At 65.1% G+C, this 17,436-nt stretch carries 10 protein-coding genes; 2 read left to right on the top strand and 8 right to left on the bottom strand.

The features are described from left to right. Nucleotides 1-2: 2 nt before the first annotated feature. Nucleotides 3-1,589 carry a B12-binding domain-containing radical SAM protein gene (locus CO675_RS03335; RefSeq protein WP_097670562.1) on the bottom strand — a complete coding sequence of 529 codons (1,587 nt, stop codon included), beginning with the start codon at nt 1,587-1,589 and terminating at the stop codon, nt 3-5. Nucleotides 1,590-1,717: 128 nt separating this feature from the next. After that, nucleotides 1,718-3,100, bottom strand: a complete 1,383-nt coding sequence (locus CO675_RS03330) for an ethanolamine ammonia-lyase subunit EutB (protein ID WP_097670561.1) — start codon at nt 3,098-3,100, stop codon at nt 1,718-1,720. Between the two features lie 361 nt (nt 3,101-3,461). Between CO675_RS03330 and CO675_RS03325 the strand changes: the two genes are divergently transcribed. Beyond that, on the top strand, nt 3,462-5,168 hold the full coding sequence (locus CO675_RS03325) for a methyl-accepting chemotaxis protein (RefSeq protein ID WP_097670560.1): 1,707 nt from the start codon (nt 3,462-3,464) through the stop codon (nt 5,166-5,168). Between the two features lie 176 nt (nt 5,169-5,344). After that, nucleotides 5,345-6,847, top strand: coding sequence for a sensor domain-containing diguanylate cyclase (locus tag CO675_RS03320; RefSeq protein ID WP_097670559.1), 1,503 nt, complete (start codon nt 5,345-5,347; stop codon nt 6,845-6,847). Between the two features lie 45 nt (nt 6,848-6,892). Here CO675_RS03320 and CO675_RS03315 read toward each other — a convergent pair whose 3' ends face one another. The 6 genes from CO675_RS03315 to CO675_RS03285 form a co-directional block, all read right to left on the bottom strand. Beyond that, on the bottom strand, nt 6,893-7,771 hold the full coding sequence (locus tag CO675_RS03315; RefSeq protein WP_097670558.1) for a transglutaminase family protein: 879 nt from the start codon (nt 7,769-7,771) through the stop codon (nt 6,893-6,895). Continuing rightward, complete coding sequence (locus tag CO675_RS03310; protein WP_245452608.1) at nt 7,768-10,236, bottom strand: circularly permuted type 2 ATP-grasp protein; 2,469 nt, start codon at nt 10,234-10,236, stop codon at nt 7,768-7,770. The genes CO675_RS03315 and CO675_RS03310 overlap by 4 nt, the downstream gene beginning before the upstream one ends. Before the next feature lie 181 nt (nt 10,237-10,417). Continuing rightward, entirely contained in the window at nt 10,418-13,684 is a 3,267-nt protein-coding gene (locus tag CO675_RS03305; RefSeq protein WP_097670556.1) for a transglutaminase family protein, read from the bottom strand. A 610-nt stretch (nt 13,685-14,294) separates the two neighbouring features. Continuing rightward, nucleotides 14,295-14,792 (bottom strand): GDSL-type esterase/lipase family protein, encoded by a 498-nt coding sequence (locus CO675_RS03295; RefSeq protein WP_245452607.1) that lies wholly within the window; start codon nt 14,790-14,792, stop codon nt 14,295-14,297. A 121-nt stretch (nt 14,793-14,913) separates the two neighbouring features. Next, on the bottom strand, nt 14,914-16,437 hold the full coding sequence (locus tag CO675_RS03290; RefSeq protein ID WP_097670554.1) for a UxaA family hydrolase: 1,524 nt from the start codon (nt 16,435-16,437) through the stop codon (nt 14,914-14,916). Between the two features lie 204 nt (nt 16,438-16,641). Continuing rightward, nucleotides 16,642-17,418 (bottom strand): HpcH/HpaI aldolase family protein, encoded by a 777-nt coding sequence (locus tag CO675_RS03285; protein WP_092125098.1) that lies wholly within the window; start codon nt 17,416-17,418, stop codon nt 16,642-16,644. Nucleotides 17,419-17,436: the final 18 nt, after the last annotated feature.

Genomic DNA, 17,436 nt, shown 5'->3' with positions numbered 1-17,436 from the left:
TGTCATTCGGCGGGAACGGAAGCCTCGCGCAGCCGGATCGAGTAGTTCGAGGCGTTCTGCCGGCCGCTGGAGGCTGCGCGCGCAAACGTGATCAGATGATGCGCAACCAGCGTCGCCGAGATCAGCCCCTCGATGTCGCCGTGCTTGAGCCGGCCGAGCGCAAACTTCCAGAACACGCGCCTGTAGTCACCGAGCACGCCGACCTTCCAGAAGATGTTGCGCAGCATGATCAGGCCGCGCCGGATGTTGGCCCAGCTCTTCATCTCCGGACTGACCGGCACCTTGATGCGGTTGGCGTAAGTATAGTTGCATTGATGCAGATAGCGCTCGAACAGCTTCTCGGGCTGGTACGCGATCTCCATGCATTTGCGCCAGGAGCTGACCACATCCTCATAGGGCAGCAGGAATTCGACATTGGAGTCGCGGCCCTCGTCATCGACCAGCCTTCCTGCCTTTTCGAGCCGATCCCACAGCGGCGTCTTCGGCAGCGCCTGCAGCAGGTTGATGGTCAGGAGTGGAATCCGGGACTCCTCGACGAAGGAGATCAGTGCGTCGCCGGTCTGGGGCTTGTCGGTGTCGAGCCCCATGATGATGCCGGAGACGACCTCCATGCCGAACGAATTGATGGTGCGCACGCCATCCAGGATCGGAACCATCATGTTCTGATCCTTGTGCATCGCCTTCAGCGCGTCGGGATCGGGCGTCTCGATGCCGACGAAGATCGTCACGAAGAAGGCCTCGCGCATCTTCTCCAGGATCTCGGGACGCTTGGCAATGTTGAGCGTCGCCTCGCAGGCGAGCCGCGTGACATAGCCGGTCCGCTTCTGCCACTCGATCAGGTGCGGCAGCAGCTCGGCCGCCGCTTTACGGTTGCCGATGAAATTGTCGTCGACGAAATAGACGGTGTCGGTCGCGCCGCAGGCGCGCAGCTTGTCGAGCTCGGCAATGATCTGCTGCGGCGACTTCAGCCGCGGATTGCGGCCATAGAGCCCGGGGATGTCGCAAAACTCGCACTGATAGGGACAGCCCGACGAGAACTGAATGCTGCCGAGGAAGTACTTCTTGGTTTCAGCGAGCTCATAGGCCGGTAGCGGGAATTCCGTCATCGGCAGGCGGTCGACGGTCTTCAGCACCACCTGCTCGTCGGGGCGACGGGTGTCCTGCTCCAGACGTTTGATCAGCTCATTGGTCGCATCGCCGAGCTCGCCGACATGAAGGTAGTCGAATGCGGGATAGTAGTCCGGACAGGCACTGACCGACGGGCCGCCGATCGCGACCACCAGCCCATGATCATGCGCGCGATGGCAGATGTCATTCATTTGCTGGCGCTGGATGTGCATACCGCTGACGAACACTGCGTCCGCCCACTCGAAATCTTCCGTCGTCGCCGGACGTAGATTCTCGTCGACGAAACGGACCGGCCAATTCTCGGGGAGGTATGCGGCGATCAGCAGCAGGCCCTGCGGCGGCATGAACGCCTTGACGCCGTCGGTCAGGGGATAGGAGTGCTCGAAGGTCCCAAAGGATGACGTATAGCGCGGAAAGACGCAGAGGATACGCCGTACCGTCTTTATGCCCTCAGCTCTCATCAAACGACCCCGAAGCACCTGCAAATCTAACCATAGCGTGGAACGCTGGGCCAGAAATTCTTCAACATTGTGGCGCTTACCAACGTCACAACGGGGAGATAGTTGCTCTGCAGAATTTCGCTATCCCGTCAGGTCAAGAGCCTTGCGGCGAGGTCGGGCAGCTGCCCCGCATCGGCAACGAGGCGGAAGTCCTGCCCGGCAAGTCCGACGCGCGCGAGCCAGTCGTCGAATTCGGGCGCCCGCTTCAGGCCGAACAGGTCGCGGATGTAGAGCGCATCGTGAAACGATGTCGACTGATAGTTCAGCATCACGTCATCGGCGCCCGGCACGCCCATGATGAAGTTCACGCCGGCCGCCGCCAGCAGCGTCAGGAGATTGTCCATGTCGTCCTGATCGGCCTCGGCGTGGTTGGTGTAGCAAACGTCGATCCCGAGCGGCAGGCCGAGCAGCTTGCCGCAGAAATGATCCTCGAGCCCGGCGCGGATGATTTCCTTGCCGTCATAGAGGTATTCCGGACCGATGAAGCCGACCACGCTGTTGACGAGCAGCGGATCGAACGCCCGTGCCACCGCATAGGCCCGCGCCTCGCAGGTCTGCTGGTCGACCTGGTGATGGGCGTTGGCCGACAGTGCCGAGCCCTGCCCGGTCTCGAAATACATCACATTGTCGCCGACCGTGCCGCGGCGAAGCGACAGCCCGGCTTCCCGCGCCTCCCGTAGCAACGAGAGATCGACGCCGAAACTGCGGTTGGCCGCCTCGGTGCCCGCGATCGACTGGAACACGAGATCGACCGGCAGCCCCTGCCCGATCAGTCCGAGCGTGGTCGTAACATGGGTCAGCACGCAGCCCTGCGTCGGAATCCCGAGCCGCGTGATGACGTCGTCCAGCAGCCGCAGCAGGGTGCCGATGACGTTCGGATCGTCGCTCGCCGGATTGATGCCGATACATGCATCGCCCGACCCGAGCAGCAGCCCGTCGAGGATCGAGGCGGTGATCCCCTTGGCATCGTCGAAGGGATGGTTCGGCTGCAGCCGCGTGCTCATTCGCCCGCGCAAGCCGATGGTGTTGCGGAAGCGGGTTGTCACCGCGCATTTCTTCGCGACCAGGATCAAATCCTGGTTGCGCATCAGCTTCGACACCGCCGCCACCATCTCCGGCGTGATGCCGCGCGAGATCCTGTTGATCGCGTCTCCAGTGGCGGCATCCGACAGCAGCCAGTCGCGGAAGCCGCCGACGGTGAGCGACGACACCGGCAGGAAGCCGGCAACGTCGTGGCTGTCGAGGATCAGGCGGGTGACTTCATCGTCCTCATAGGGGATGACCGGCTCGTCGAGGAATTGTTTGAGTGGAACGTTGGCGAGCGTGAGCCGCGCGGCGATCATCTCGGCGGCGCTGTCGGCCGCGATGCCGGCCAGGCGGTCGCCGGACCGCGGCGGCGAGGCCTTGGCAAGCAGGATGCGCAGATCGTCGAATGCATAATTGGTGGCGTCGATGGTGTGACGATAGAGCATGGGAATTCGCGTCGAGGCTGGGGACGGCGCAACAGCACCTCTTACCTATCACCTCTTTGCGAAAGTCGTGCCATCAGCTTCGCCCTGTGCGCCGGGAGGATGTTGATGAATGACGATGATGGCGGCCCGTCATTCAACACGGCGGTACGCCGCTGGAACCCGACCGACCCGGAGCCGCCTCATAAGACATTGGTATTATTTAGAGATTTTAACGGTTGCGGCGGCGGGGAACGCACGCGTTAAGAAATTGTCCATGAAGATTTTGCATAAGCTTTAATTGGCCGAAGGTACTCCCCGGCCTCTTGGAGTGCCCTCAATGCCGACCCCCGCCACATCCCCCATCTCCACATCCCGGCCTCCAATGGCATCCCGATTCTCGCTTGCTGCCAGGCTGTACTCGACGTTTGCGCTGATTGCGGCGCTGACCGCGGCCATCACCGTCCTGTCCGACTACAACGCGCGGCACAATGCCGAGCTGACCGCGGCCGTCGACCTCGCAAGCCGCGCCGCGCTCAATGTCGAGCGGGTCAACTCGCTGGTTTACGCGGTGGTGATGGAATCCCGCGGCATCTACATGTCGACCGACCCTGCGGCGGTGAAGAAATACGGCGACGGGCTGCTGGCGTTCAACGACCGCATCCTCGGCGTGGTGAGGAACTGGGAAACCCTGGTGCAGGCCGATGACGCCGCGCAGTTCGCGGTGTTCAAGAAGCGCATCGAGCAATTCATCGAGTTCCGGAAAGAGCTGGTCCGCCGCGGCATCGAAATCGGCGCTGCTGCCGGGCGTGAGTGGGGCGACAACGACGCCAACCGCAACGTGCGCACCGCGCTGAACAAGGATCTCGAGGCCCTGTCCAAGGTCTATGCCGAGCGCAGCAAGAAGCTGGCGCAGCAGACCGATACCAACCGCGAGCTGGCGCTGCTGCTGACCGGGCTCGGTGCGGCGGCCCTGATCGTGGTGGTGCTCGGCGTGCTGATCATCGCCCGCTCGGTGGCCCGGCCACTGTCGCAGATCACCACGACCATCAAGCACGTCGCCGAGGGCGCCGACCATGTCGACGTGCCGCATGTCGGGCGCAGCGATGAAATCGGCGCACTGGCACGCGCCATCAAGGTCTTCCAGGAGGCGATGGACCGCAATCGCAGCCTGAACGCGCAAGTCGTGCAGGACTCCGAGGCCCGCGACGCCCGCGGCCGGCATATCGAGAGCTTCGTCGAGACGTTCCGCGGCACGATCGGCGAGGTGCTCCGCGCAGTGCACGACAACGCTGCCACGATGCGTCAAACCGCGCAGACCATCGCGACCGTCGCGGCGGACGCCAGCGGCCGGACGGTTGCGGCGGCCGGCGCAACCGAACAGGCCTCGAGCAACGTGTCTGCGGTGGCGAGTGCAGCCGAAGAGCTCTCCGCCTCGGTCGAGGAGATCGGCCGCCAGGTCAAGCAGTCCTCCGGCGCGGTCGATCAGGCCGGTGCGCGCACCGACCGGTCGATTACCGAGATCGAGAGCCTTGCCGCCACGACGCAGCGCATCGACGGTGTGCTGAACCTGATCCAGGCGATCGCCGAGCAGACCAACCTGCTCGCGCTCAACGCCACCATCGAAGCTGCCCGCGCCGGCGATGCCGGCCGCGGCTTCGCGGTCGTTGCGCACGAGGTCAAGGCGCTGGCCGGGCAGACCGCCAAGGCAACCGCGGAGATCAGCGAGAATGTCGGCCTGATCCAGGCCTCGACCCGCAACTCGGTGGCTGCCGTGCGCGAGATCGGCCAGGCCGTGCGCGAGATCAGCAACGTCACCGCCAACATCGCAAGCGCGATCGGCCAGCAGGACGCAGCCACGCGCGAAATCTCCGCCAACGCGCAGATGGCCGCCCAGGGCAACGAAACCCTGGTGACGAATGTCGGCTCGCTCCGCGACGACATGGACCAGACCAGCAAGGCGGCGGAATCGGTGCTCTCGGCATCGAACGATCTGACCGCAACCGCCGAGACGCTGTCGCGCGAGGTCGAGCAGTTCTTCCGCAACCTGCGCAGCGACGCCGCCGAAGACCTGCGACGGACCGGAACCTGAACCGATCGGGCGATCCGTCCGGGCCCTGCAGCGACAGGTTCCGACCACCCCTGGAATGGTTAAGACTATCGCAACGCACGGGCGCAAATTGCCTGTGCTTGAGGTCGCCTTTCTCAATTTGATGCCCCTATAGAAAATCACAGAGCGCGGGGGCGCCGGGGAAGTGGAAGCGAGCAATGAACGGGCTGTTGCCAAAGCCGAAGGCGGTGCCGACGAAACGGCTCCTCGCGCTCGGGATCGGTCTCGTCCTGTGCTTTTCGGCGATCTGCGCGTCCATTCTCTGGGAGATGGCCGGCAAGGACTATCAGCATGCGAAGGAAGGCGCGACCAACCTCGTCGCCTCCATCGCCAGCGAGATCGACCGCAACATCGAGCTCTATGATCTGTCGCTGCAGGCCGTCGCCGACGGCGTCAAGCTGCCGGAGCTCGGCAAGATCAGCCCGGAGCTTCGCCAGGTCGTACTGTTCGACCGTGCCGCCACTGCCAAGGATCTCGGCTCGATCCTCGTACTGAATACCGCGGGAGACGTCACGCTCGATTCCCGGACATTGACGCCGCGGGCCGCAAATTACGCCGATCGGGACTTCTTCCGGGTGCATCGGGCGCGGGCGGACGGCGGACTGTTCATCAGCCCTCCCTGGGTGACTTCAGACGGCGAATATCTGATCAGCCTGAGCCGCCGCATCAGCAATGACGACGGCTCCTTTGCCGGCGTCGTCGCGGGCAGCATGCGGCTCAGCTATTTCCACAATCTGTTTCGCAAGCTGAGCTTCGGCCTCGGCGACAGCATGGCGCTGTTCAACACCGATGGCGTCATGCTGATGCGGGCACCGTTTGACATCGGCAAGATCGGGCAGAGCATCAGGGACTCACAGGTCTTCAAGCAGTTCCCGGCGCGGCAATCCGGCTCCTACATGACGAAATCGCTCGTCGATCATGTCAGCCGGCTCTATGTTTTTCAGGCGGTCGGACACCATCCCCTGCTGATCGCCGAGGGCCTCGCGCTCGACGGCATCTATGCCGACTGGTGGCAACAGCTCTGGCTGATCGGAAGCGTGGTGGCGGCGCTCTGCGGCTTCTCGATCGTCCTGATGTTCTACCTGCTGGCCGCGCTCAAACGGAGGGCCGCAGCCGAAGGCCGGCTCGCGCACCTCGCGAACACCGATGCGCTGACCGGCCTCGCCAACCGCCGCCGGCTCGACGATACGCTTGACGTCGAATGGCGGCGTGGCCTGCGCGCAAAGTCGCCGGTATCGCTTCTTATGATCGACGTCGATCATTTCAAGACCTTCAACGACACCTACGGCCATCAGGCCGGCGACGCCGTACTCGCCACCGTGGGACGGTGCATTGCAGCCAGCACCAAGCGCGCAACCGACCTCGGCGCGCGCTATGGTGGCGAGGAGTTTTCGGTGCTGCTGCCCGGCATCGGCAAGGCAGGCGCATTGGAGGTTGCCGAGCAGATTCGCGCCAAGCTGACGGCTGCGCGCGAATCCGAGCATGGGTTGCCGACCATCAGCATCGGATTGTCTTGCCTCGTCCCGGATCACGAGCGCACATCGCGCGATCTGCTCAAGGCCGCCGACCTCGCGCTCTATCAGGCCAAGCATGAAGGCCGCGACCGCGTCATCATCAGCCCGATCGGGTGGGACAAATCGGGCAAGCGGCAGGTCGCCTGATCGAGATCGCGACACCACGGTCGAACGCGCGGCCGCCCCCTCGGCTCACTCCACCGGCAACACGTCGACGGCGACGCTGAGCTTCTGCTTGCGGGCGCCGACGATGACGCCGTCGACCGGCGAGACGTCGGCGAAGTCGCGGCCGATGGCGAGAATGATGTGATCGTTGGCGACCATGAGATCGTTGGTCGGATCAAACCCGACCCAGCCGAGCTCGCTGCCGCACCAGACCGACACCCAGGCGTGGGTTGCGTCCGCGCCCTGCAGCCGCGGCTGGCCCGGCGGCGGAATGGTGCGCAGATAACCGCTGACATAGGCGGCCGGCAGACCGAGGCCACGCAGTCCGGCGATCATCACATGGGCAAAATCCTGGCAGACGCCGTGGCGCTTCTCGAACACGTCGCGAAGCGGCGTCGAGATCACAGTCGCCTTGGGATCGTATTTGAAGTCGCCGCGGATGCGGCGCATCAGGTCGGCCGCACCGGCGAGGATACCGCCGCCCGGCGAAAAACTCGCGGAAGCGTAGGCCGTCACCGGCCGCAGCACCGGCACCAGCGCGCTGGCGAAGACGTAGCCGACCGGCGAGGTTGCATCGAGGCTCAATGCCTCGAATGCGTTGTCGCGCACGTCCTCCCAGGGCGGGCTGGCGGCGTCACGCGCGGGCGGCTGCCGCGCTACGGAGACCCGCGAGCGCGAATCGATCCGAAGACTGCGATGCGCGGTCTCGATCAGGACGCTTTCGGTCAGCGTACCGAAGAAGTCGCGCCGCGCGGTGCGCTCCGCGGGCTTGGGGCGAATCTCGACCGAATGGGAAACCAGCTGCTGCCCGTCGCCGGTGATCGGCTCCAGCCGCAGCGAGCAGCGCGCGAAGCTGACCTGGGTCTCGTAGCTGTAGGTCGTGACGTGACGGATGTCGTAGATCACGCCAGCCCCGTGAGCTTCTCCGGCCGGCTGGCGTTCGGTCCGTGCGGGAAATAGTGCAGCCCGACCGAGTCGGCGAGGTTGAGCAGGTCCTGCTCCAGCGCAAACAGCGTCTTGACGTCGAGGCTGCCGGCTTCGGCCGTCGTCAACATCGCCTCGAGCGCGACGGCGAGCCGCTGCGGCCGCTCGATCAGGCCGTGCTCCTTCAGGCTCGGCAGCGCGGCGATATGCTCGTTCAGCGCCGCGACCTGGAATGCGACCGAACGCGGATTGTAGGGATCGAGCACGGCGAGATCGCGCACCGGCGTCAGCAGCGGCTGCACCAGATAGCGCGAGCGGTAGGTGATCTGGCAATCGACCAGCGTCAGCAGGACGTCGAGATCCTCGTCACCGGCTTCGTCATAGGCGAACTGGCGGGCAAAGCGCGTGGTGTTGATGGCACGTTCGGCACGGCGGCCCATTTCGAGGAAACGCCAGCCGGCGGCGCGGTTCATGTTCTCCTGCGCGAGCCCCGCGAAGCTCGCGAGCTCCTGCAAGGTCAGCTCGGCGGCGCTGACGACGCCGTCATCATCGTGAACCTCGATCGCGAGGCGATCCGCCATCTCGGTGATGACCTGCCAGGCATCCGGCGACAGCCGCTCGCGCAGCGAAGTGGCCGTGCGCTGCGCCGATCGCACCAGCGACAGCGCCGAGCCGAACTTCTCCTCGCTCTGCAACGCTTCGAGCGCGACCTTGGCGGGATTGGCGCGCGCGGTCTGCGATGCCGCGCCCCAGGTCACCAGCATGCGCTGGATGCGCTCGGCCGAATGCATCGCCGGCGTCGAGCCGGTCGCATTCGCCCGCGCGGGATCGCGCAGCGGCGTGCACAGCGCGCGGATCAGGCGAATGGTGGCTTCGGCGCGCTCGAGATAGCGGCCGAGCCAGAACAGATTGTCGGCCGCACGGCTCGGCAGCACGCCGGCGATGCGGCGGATGCGGACGGTGTCGACCGCCGGCAGCAAGGTCGAGGTCGCGACCGCCTTGTCCGAGACCACCCAGACGTCGGCGGACACCGCACCATCGCCCATCGACACCGCGCGCGCGTCCGCCCGATCGGCAATCCGGCAGAAGCCGCCGGGCAGCACGGTCCAGCCGTTCGGCGTCGCCGCCGCGAACACCCGCAGCACAAATGGGCGCGGCGCGATGCGGCCGTTCTCCCACACTGGCGTGGTCGACAGCCGCACCAGTTCCTGTCCGACATAATCGATGCCGCGATGGCTGATGGCATCCTTCAGGCGGTCGCGGTCCGCCGCCGACAGTTCGCCCGGCAGCACCGGCCCGTGGCCGGGAAAATCCGCAACGCCGCGGCCATAGGCGCCTTCGATGGCGAATTCGTCGAGCCGCGACAGCACTTGCTCGCGGGCGGACTTCTGGCCGCACCACCAGGTCGCGATATGCGGCATCATCAGGTCTTCAGAGAGCAGACGCCGGCACAGATTGGGAAGGAAGCCGAGCAGCGCCCTCGCCTCCATCACGCCCGAGCCCGGCATGTTGGCGACCACGACGCCGCTCTTGCGCAGCACCTCGACGAGCCCGGGCACGCCGAGATAGGAGGAGGCATCGAGCTCGAGCGGATCGAGCATGTTGGAATCAACCCGCCGCAGCAGCACGTCGAGCCGCTTCAGCCCGGCGACGGTGCGGATGTGGATGCGATCGCCGGAGACCGCGAGGTCGTCACCCTCGACCAGCAGGAAGCCGAGATAGCGCGCGAGCGTGGCGTGCTCGAAATAGGTCTCGCTGAACGCGCCGGGCGTCAGCAGGCCGATCCGCGGCTCGTCGCGGTCGGCGCTGGCGCGAAGCGAATCGCGGAACGCTTCGAAGAACGGCGCGACGCGCTCGACATTCATCGATTTGTAGAGATTGGAAAATGCGCGCGACAGCACCAGGCGATTTTCCAACGCATAGCCCGCGCCAGACGGCGCCTGCGTGCGATCGCCGAGCACCCACCAGCGGCCGTCAGGCCCGCGGCCGATGTCGGCGGCATAGAGATGCAGATAGCGGCCGCCGGGCGGCTTGATGCCGCTGACCGCACGCAGATACTCGCCGCTGCCGGCGATGGCCGCGGCGGGAATCGCGCCTTCTGCAACGAGACGGCCATCGCCGTAGAGATCGGCCAACACCATTTCCAGGAGCTGCGCGCGCTGCGCGACGCCGGCGGCGAGTTGCCGCCAGTCGGCCGCGTCGATGATCAGCGGCAGGTGGCTGAGCGGCCAGATCCGGTCGGAGGTATCGCCGGGCGCGCGGTAGGTGACGCCGGCCTCGCGCAGATGACGGTCGGCGTTGGCGAAGCGGCGCTCGATGTCGGCCGGCGACAGCCCGGCAAAGGCATCGAAGAAGCGGGCCCAGACCGGCCGCGGCGCGCCGTTCTCGGCGATGTATTCATCGGGAATGCCCGGAAGCCGGACATAGTCGCGGGTCCATTGCGCCATCCGGCGCTGACCGGGACGGGCCCTGCTCTCTTGACTGCTTCCTTGGCCACCCGATGCGGTCATTGCACTTCCCCTGCACCCCAGAGCATGATCCGATTGCATCGGATCATGCTCCCGTCCTTTTGTCTGGTCGCGTTTTCTTCACGCGAACCGGCCTCCACTTCGCTCGAAAACGCTCCAATTAGTGCAGGAGCGGCGTCCGCAAGTCGAGGGTCAAGGGAAACTCAATTGTGCGTTCCTCCGGCGGCGATTCTATCTTGCCGGGGGTATGACCGTGCTCCTGGAAGCGCGCCAGCCGCCGCGCCTCGGCCTCGTAGGAATTGACCGGCTTGGTCTCGTAGTTGCGGCCACCGGGATGGGCGACGTGATACACGCAGCCGCCGAGCGAGCGGCCGTTCCAGCTATCGATCAGGTCGAACGTCAGCGGCGCATGCACGGGAATGGTCGGATGCAGGCCGGAGGCGGGCTGCCAGGCCTTGAAGCGCACGCCGGCGACGGCCTCACCGGCGCGGCCGGTCTCGGTCATCGGCATCCGCCTGCCGTTGCAGGTGATGACGTGGCGGCCCTCGACGAAACCGGTCGCCTTCACCTGCAACCGCTCGACCGAGGAATCGACGTAGCGCACGGTGCCGCCGGCGGTGCCCTCCTCGCCCAGCACATGCCAGGGCTCGAGCGCTTGCCGCAGCTCGAGGCCGACGCCACCGTGGTGGATGCGGCCGAAGGCGGGGAAGCGGAATTCGAGCTGGGCCTGATACCACTCCGGCTCGACGTCGTAGCCGGACTGCTTGAGTTCGGCGAGCACGCCGAGAAAATCCTCCCAGAGGAAATGCGGCAGCATGAAGCGATCATGCAGCGCCGTGCCCCAGCGCACGAACTTGCCCTGCTGTGGCTCGCGCCACAGCTTGGCGATCAGCGCGCGGATCAAGAGCTGCTGCGCCAGCGACATCCGCGGGTCGGGCGGCATTTCGAGCGCGCGGAATTCGACCAGGCCGAGCCGGCCGGTCGGGCTGTCGGGCGAGTAGAGCTTGTCGATGCAGATTTCGGCGCGATGGGTGTTGCCGGTGATGTCGACCAGGATGTGCCGGAACAACCGATCGACCAGCCACAGCGGCGCCTCCATGCCCGGCGGCGGCACGTGCGACAGCGCGATCTCGAGTTCATAGAGCCCGTCATGGCGCGCCTCGTCGATGCGCGGCGCCTGGCTGGTCGGGCCGATGAACATGCCGGAGAACAGATAGGACAGCGACGGATGGCGCTGCCAATACAGCACCAGGCTCTTCAACAGATCGGGCCGGCGCAGGAACGGCGAATCGTCCGGCTTGCTGCCGCCGACCACGATGTGGTTGCCGCCGCCGGTGCCGGTGTGGCGGCCGTCGATCAGGAAGCGGTTGGCCCCGAGCCGCGTCTTCGCGGAGTCCTCATAGAGGCCGAGCGTGATGTCGACGGCCTCGCGCCAGCTTTGCGCCGGCTGCACGTTGATCTCGATCACGCCGGGGTCCGGCGTCACCTTGATCACCTCGATCCGCGGATCGAACGGCGGCGCGTAGCCTTCGACATGGACCTGCAGTTGCAGCTCTTCGGCGGCGGCTTCGATCGCAGCTATCAGTTCGAGATAGTCGTCGACCTTCTCGACCGGCGGCATAAAGGCGCACAGCACGCCGTCGCGCACCTCGATCGACATCGCGGTACGCACCGGTAGCGGCTCTTCAATGTCCTTGAGCGCCCGCGTCAGCTCCGGATCGATCTCCCCCAGCGCATCGCGCGGCGCCATCGGATCCTGCTCGATGATGTAGGGAAAGTCGTCCGGCGGGACGTGTTCGAGCGAAGAGATCGGAAGCCGCAAGCCCAGCGGGGAATCGCCAGGGAACAGGAACAGATGGCTGCGCCGGATCTTCCAGCGCTCGCTGCGCCAGCGCGCCGGCACGCGGTCACCCAGCGGGCTCCAGCGCTGGATCGGCAGCACGTAACCCTTAGGCGTCGTCAGCCCCTCATCGAAAACCCGCGCCAGCCGTGCGCGCTCTTCTGGATCGGTCAGTTTGGAATTCGCGGGGCTGACATTGGCCGGCAGGCCGGCTTCGCGCTCGAGCCAGAACGCCGTGTCCTCAAAGGCCGGCATGACGTAGTCAGCCTTCAGGCCAAGCCGCGCGGCGATGCCGATTGCGATGCGCTCCGCATCGGCGATCTCAGCCTTACGCGGATTTTCGACTGAAGCGATCAGGTCGGCATTGTTCCAGATCGGCTTGCCGTCCTTGCGCCAATAGAGGCCGAACGCCCAGCGCGGCAGGCTCTCGCCGGGATACCATTTGCCCTGGCCGTAATGCAGCAGGCCGCCGGGCGCGAATCGCGTACGCAGCTTGCGGATCAGTTCGTCAGCGAGCCCGCGCTTGGTCGGACCGACCGCGGCGACGTTCCACTCCGGCGATTCCAGATCGTCGATCGAGACGAAGGTCGGCTCGCCGCCCATCGTCAGCCGCACGTCGTCCTTCGCTAGGTCTACATCGACCTGCTCGCCGAGCCGGTCGAGCCGCGCCCATGATTGATCGGAGAACGGCCTGGTGATCCGCGGCGCCTCGCGGATCCGCTTGACGCTCATCTCGAAGCCGAACTCGGTGTTGGCGATACCAGCGGTGCCGGTGACCGGCGCAGCCGACCGGTAGTGCGGCGTGGCGCAGACCGGGATGTGTCCCTCACCCGTCAGCATCCCGGAGGTGACGTCGAAACCGATCCAGCCCGCGCCCGGCAGATAGACCTCGGCCCAGGCATGCAGGTCGGTGAAATCGCTCTCGACCTCGCGGGGCCCCTCGAGCGGATCAATGTCGGGCCGCAGCTGAATGAGATATCCGGAGACGAAACGCGTGGCGAGCCCGAGATGGCGCAGTGCCTGGATCAAGAGCCACGCCGAGTCGCGGCAGGAGCCGGAGCCCGCGGCCAACGTCTCCTCCGGCGTCTGGATGCCGGCCTCCATGCGGATCACGTAGCCGATCTTCTTCTGCAACTGCGCGTTCAGCTCGACCAGGAAATTGACGGTCGAGTCGGCCTGGCGCGGAATCTCCTTCAGGTAAGCCGAGAGCAATGGCCCAGGGACCTCGGTCTCGAGATAAGGCGCGAGCTCGGTCTTGAGATCGCCGGGATATTCGAACGGAAAGCTGTTGGCGTAGGGCTCGACGAAGAAGTCGAACGGATTGACCACCGTCATCTGCGCGGTGAAGTCGACCTCGACCTTGAGCTCGGTGGTCTTTTCCGGAAACACGTAGCGCGCCAGCCAGTTGCCCTGCGGATCCTGCTGCCAATTCACGAAGTGATTTGATGGCGTGACCTTGAGCGAATAGCTCAGGATCGGCGTGCGGGTATGCGGCGCGGGCCGGAGCCGAATGGTCTGAGGCCCGAGATCGATCGGCCGGTCGTATTTATAGTGCGTGACGTGATGCAGTGCGACGAAGATCGACACGGACCGAGGACTCCAGCAGCTTTTTTGAGCAGAACACTGCTGCCGGTCGACATCAAGCACTAACAACGGGCACGGGGTGCCTACGAGAGGAGCGGCTCGGACCCTTCCTCGCCAAGAACGGCGGCTCCGATCGAACCGCCGCCGTCTAGGCTCGTCGTATCTCAACTTGAGTCCCGCACGCCGCGCAGAATTTCGCTCGTGGGGTTCGCAATAGCTTGCCGCACGATGAACATGGCGGCCCGAACAAACTCAGCCGGTGGTGCCAGATCGCATTAACGTTCGTTTCCCGGAATCCCGTAATTTCGAAATACCGTCGTAAGGCGCCCTCTCCGTAGACCCGGATCTTCGCCTCATAGAGGCCAACTCCGTGAGTCTGACGGATGTTCTGTATTTGCTCGATCCCAGCCTGGAGATGAGGCAAAACCTGCTCCCATTCTGACTCGTCGAGCATGGGCACGTCGATTTTGCAGCGCCAACAATAGGTCGTCTTCGCCATGGATGCCGCCCTCCCCAGAGATCCGTAGCCCGAATGGAGCGAAGCGCAATCCGGGGTCCCCATCCGCGGTAAGAGTTCCGGATTGCGCTTCGCTTCATCAGGGCTACGCGAAAGCTAGCGGCCGATCGCGCCGGATACCTGCGACGCAAGCTGCTCGGCGAGCATATGATAGCCCTCGGGGGTCAAATGCACACCATCGAGCTGATGGGGCAGCCCGTGCAGCATCCCGTTGGAGAGCATGATCACCGCGATGCCACGGGCGCTGAGGCGACTTTGAATATCCGCGGTCCGGTCGGGGCTGCCCTTGCGCCGATCGTTGCCGCCCGGCTGTAGAATCACCGCGCGGGTCCCGTTCGGGACGGCGCGGTCCACGCGCTGCAGCATTCCTTCCGTGGTGTCGCCGTTGATGCCGGCGTTCACGACACGGACGTTCAAACCCTTCGCCCGCAAGATCGCTTCGAGCTGCGCGGGATAGGCCTGGTTGCGCGCCACGCCCTTGCCGTAGGTGTTGCTCGCGCCAAGCGCCACGATGGTTGCCGCGTCAGCTGAGGCGACGCCGAGACTCAAAGCGGCCAGAACTGCGAGGCATCCAGTCAACCGGCGCGCGTACATGCTTCCTCCGTCCAGATCGAAACACCAGCATGTAGCCCGGATGGAGCGAAGCGCGACCCGGGATGTTCATCCGCGGTGAGAGTCCCGGATTTCGCTGCGCTTCATCCGGGCTGCGCTAATGCTACATCGTCGCGCCAAGCACCCACGGCGCGAACTCCGCGCCGCCGAAATCGAAGCTCTCGCTCTTGGTCGGCTGACCCGACGCGGTCTTGAGGATGAGGTCGAAGATGCGCTGGCCGCATTCCTGCACGCTCTCCTCGCCGTCGAGGATGGTGCCGCAATTGACGTCCATGTCGTCTTGCATCCGCTTGTACATCGGCGTGTTGGTCGCGAGCTTGATCGACGGCGCGGGCTTGCAGCCGAACACGCTGCCACGGCCGGTGGTGAAGCAGACGAGGTTGGCACCACCGGCGACCTGCCCGGTGGCGGCGACCGGGTCGTAACCGGGCGTGTCCATGAACACGAAACCCTTCTTGGTGACGGGCTCGGCGTAGTGCAGGACGTCGACCAGGTTGGTGCTGCCGGCCTTGGCCATCGCACCGAGCGACTTCTCCAGAATGGTGGTGAGACCGCCGGCCTTGTTGCCGGGGCTCGGATTGGCATTCATCTCGGCGCCTTCGCGCTGGGTGTATTCCTCCCACCAGCGCATCAGGCCGACCAGCTTCTCGCCGACCTCGCGGCTGACGGCGCGGCGGGTCAACAGATGCTCGGCACCGTAGGTCTCGGGTGTTTCGGAGAGGATCACCGTGCCGCCGTGGCGGACCAGCAGATCGCTCGCCGCGCCGAGCGCCGGATTGGCCGACACGCCGGAGTAACCATCCGAGCCGCCGCATTGCAGCGCTACGGTGAGTTCGCTGGCCGGCACCGCCTCGCGCTTGACCTTGTTGGCGTCAGCGAGCGCCTCCTTGACGAAGGCGACGCCGGCTTCCACGGTCTTGCGCGTGCCGCCGACCTCCTGGATGTCCATCGCGCGCAGCCGGCCGGCGAGCTTCTGCTCCTGCATCAGACCGCCGATCTGGTTCACCTCGCAGCCGAGGCCGAGCACGATGACGTTGGAGAAATTGACGTGCCGCGCATAGCCGCCGAGCGTGCGGCGGAGCAGCGCCAAGGGCTCGTCCTGGGTCATGCCGCAGCCGGTCTTGTGGGTCAGCGCGACGACGCCATCGACATTCGGGAAATCGGCCAGCGGGTTGTCGCCGGTGAACGGATTCTTCTTGAACATGTCGGCGACGATGCCGGCGACATGCGCGCTGCAATTCACCGAGGTGAGGATGCCAATATAGTTGCGCGTCGCGACGCGGCCGTCGGCGCGGCGGATGCCCTCGAACGTCGCCGGCAGATCGAAGTTCGGCACCGGCTTGACGTCGACGCCATAGGCATAGTCCTTGGCGAAATCGCCCATGCCGCAGTTTTGCGTATGCACGTGCTGGCCGGGCGCAATTGCCTGCGTCGCAAAGCCGATGATCTGGCCATAGCGCCGGATCGGCTCGCCTTGCGCGATCGGCTTGATCGCCACCTTGTGGCCGGCCGGAATGCGATCGACCGTGGTGACGCCGTCGGTCACCTCCAGCCCCGGCGGCAGACTCGCGCGCGCGATCAGGACGCTGTCGTCGGCGTGCAGGCGGATCGTTTGAGCCGAAGCCATGGGAGTTCTCCTTGGTTCTTCTTCACCTCTCCCCGTCCTTTACGGGGAGAGGTCGGATCGCATCAGCGATCCGGGTGAGGGGCAAGGCACGCAGGCAATCACGAAAACACTGCTCGCCGGATAGAGGCCCCTCACCCCAACCCTCTAAGAGCTAGCTTCGCTGGTCTCGACCCCGCGAAGAGCGGGGCGAGGGGGAGGATAGATTTACGCCTTGCCGCCGGACTTCTCGCGGGTCTGGTTGACCTGCATCCTGGCGTAGACCTGCATCAGGCCGACTTCGTTCGACAGCGTCACGAGCTTGAAGCCCATGTTGATCGCGCGCACCGCGCCCTCGGCGCCGGAGCAGTGGATGCCAGGGTTGAGGCCGCGCTTGCCGCATTCCTTGATGATCTTCTCGTAGATCTTGAGGATCTCCGGCTCATCGCGATCGAGCTTCGGCACCAGGCCGTAGGAGAAGCCGAGATCGGACGGACCGATATAGACGCCGTCGATGCCTTCGACATCGAGGATCGCTTCCATGTTCTCGACCGCGGTCTTGGTTTCCATCATCGGTAGCAGCACGATCTCGTCGTTGGCGGTCTGCTGATAGGTGCCGGCCGAGCCGTACATGCCGGCGCGGATCGGGCCGTTGGAGCGCACGCCCTTCGGCGGGTACTTGGCATAGGAAACGAGGTTCTTGGCTTCTTGCGGCGTGTTGACCATCGGGCAGATCACGCCATAGGCGCCGCCGTCGAGCACCTTGCCGATGATGCCGGGCTCATTCCACGGCACGCGGACCATCGGCGTCACCGGATGGGCATGCATCGACTGGAAACACTGCACCATCGACTGATAATCCTGCACGCCATGCTGCATATCGACGGTGACGCTGTCGAAGCCGCATTGCGCGATCACTTCGGCCGAGAACCCGGAGGGGATCGCGAGCCACGCGTTCACCACCGCCTTGCCCGATGCCCAGACTTGCTTGACCTTGTTTGCCATTGATCGCGTTTCCTTTTG

It is taken from the genome of Bradyrhizobium sp. C9, from assembly GCF_002532045.1.
Taxonomy (GTDB): domain Bacteria; phylum Pseudomonadota; class Alphaproteobacteria; order Rhizobiales; family Xanthobacteraceae; genus Bradyrhizobium.
Note: the sequence above shows the minus strand (reverse complement) of the source record. Positions and strands in the feature narration are given on the sequence as shown.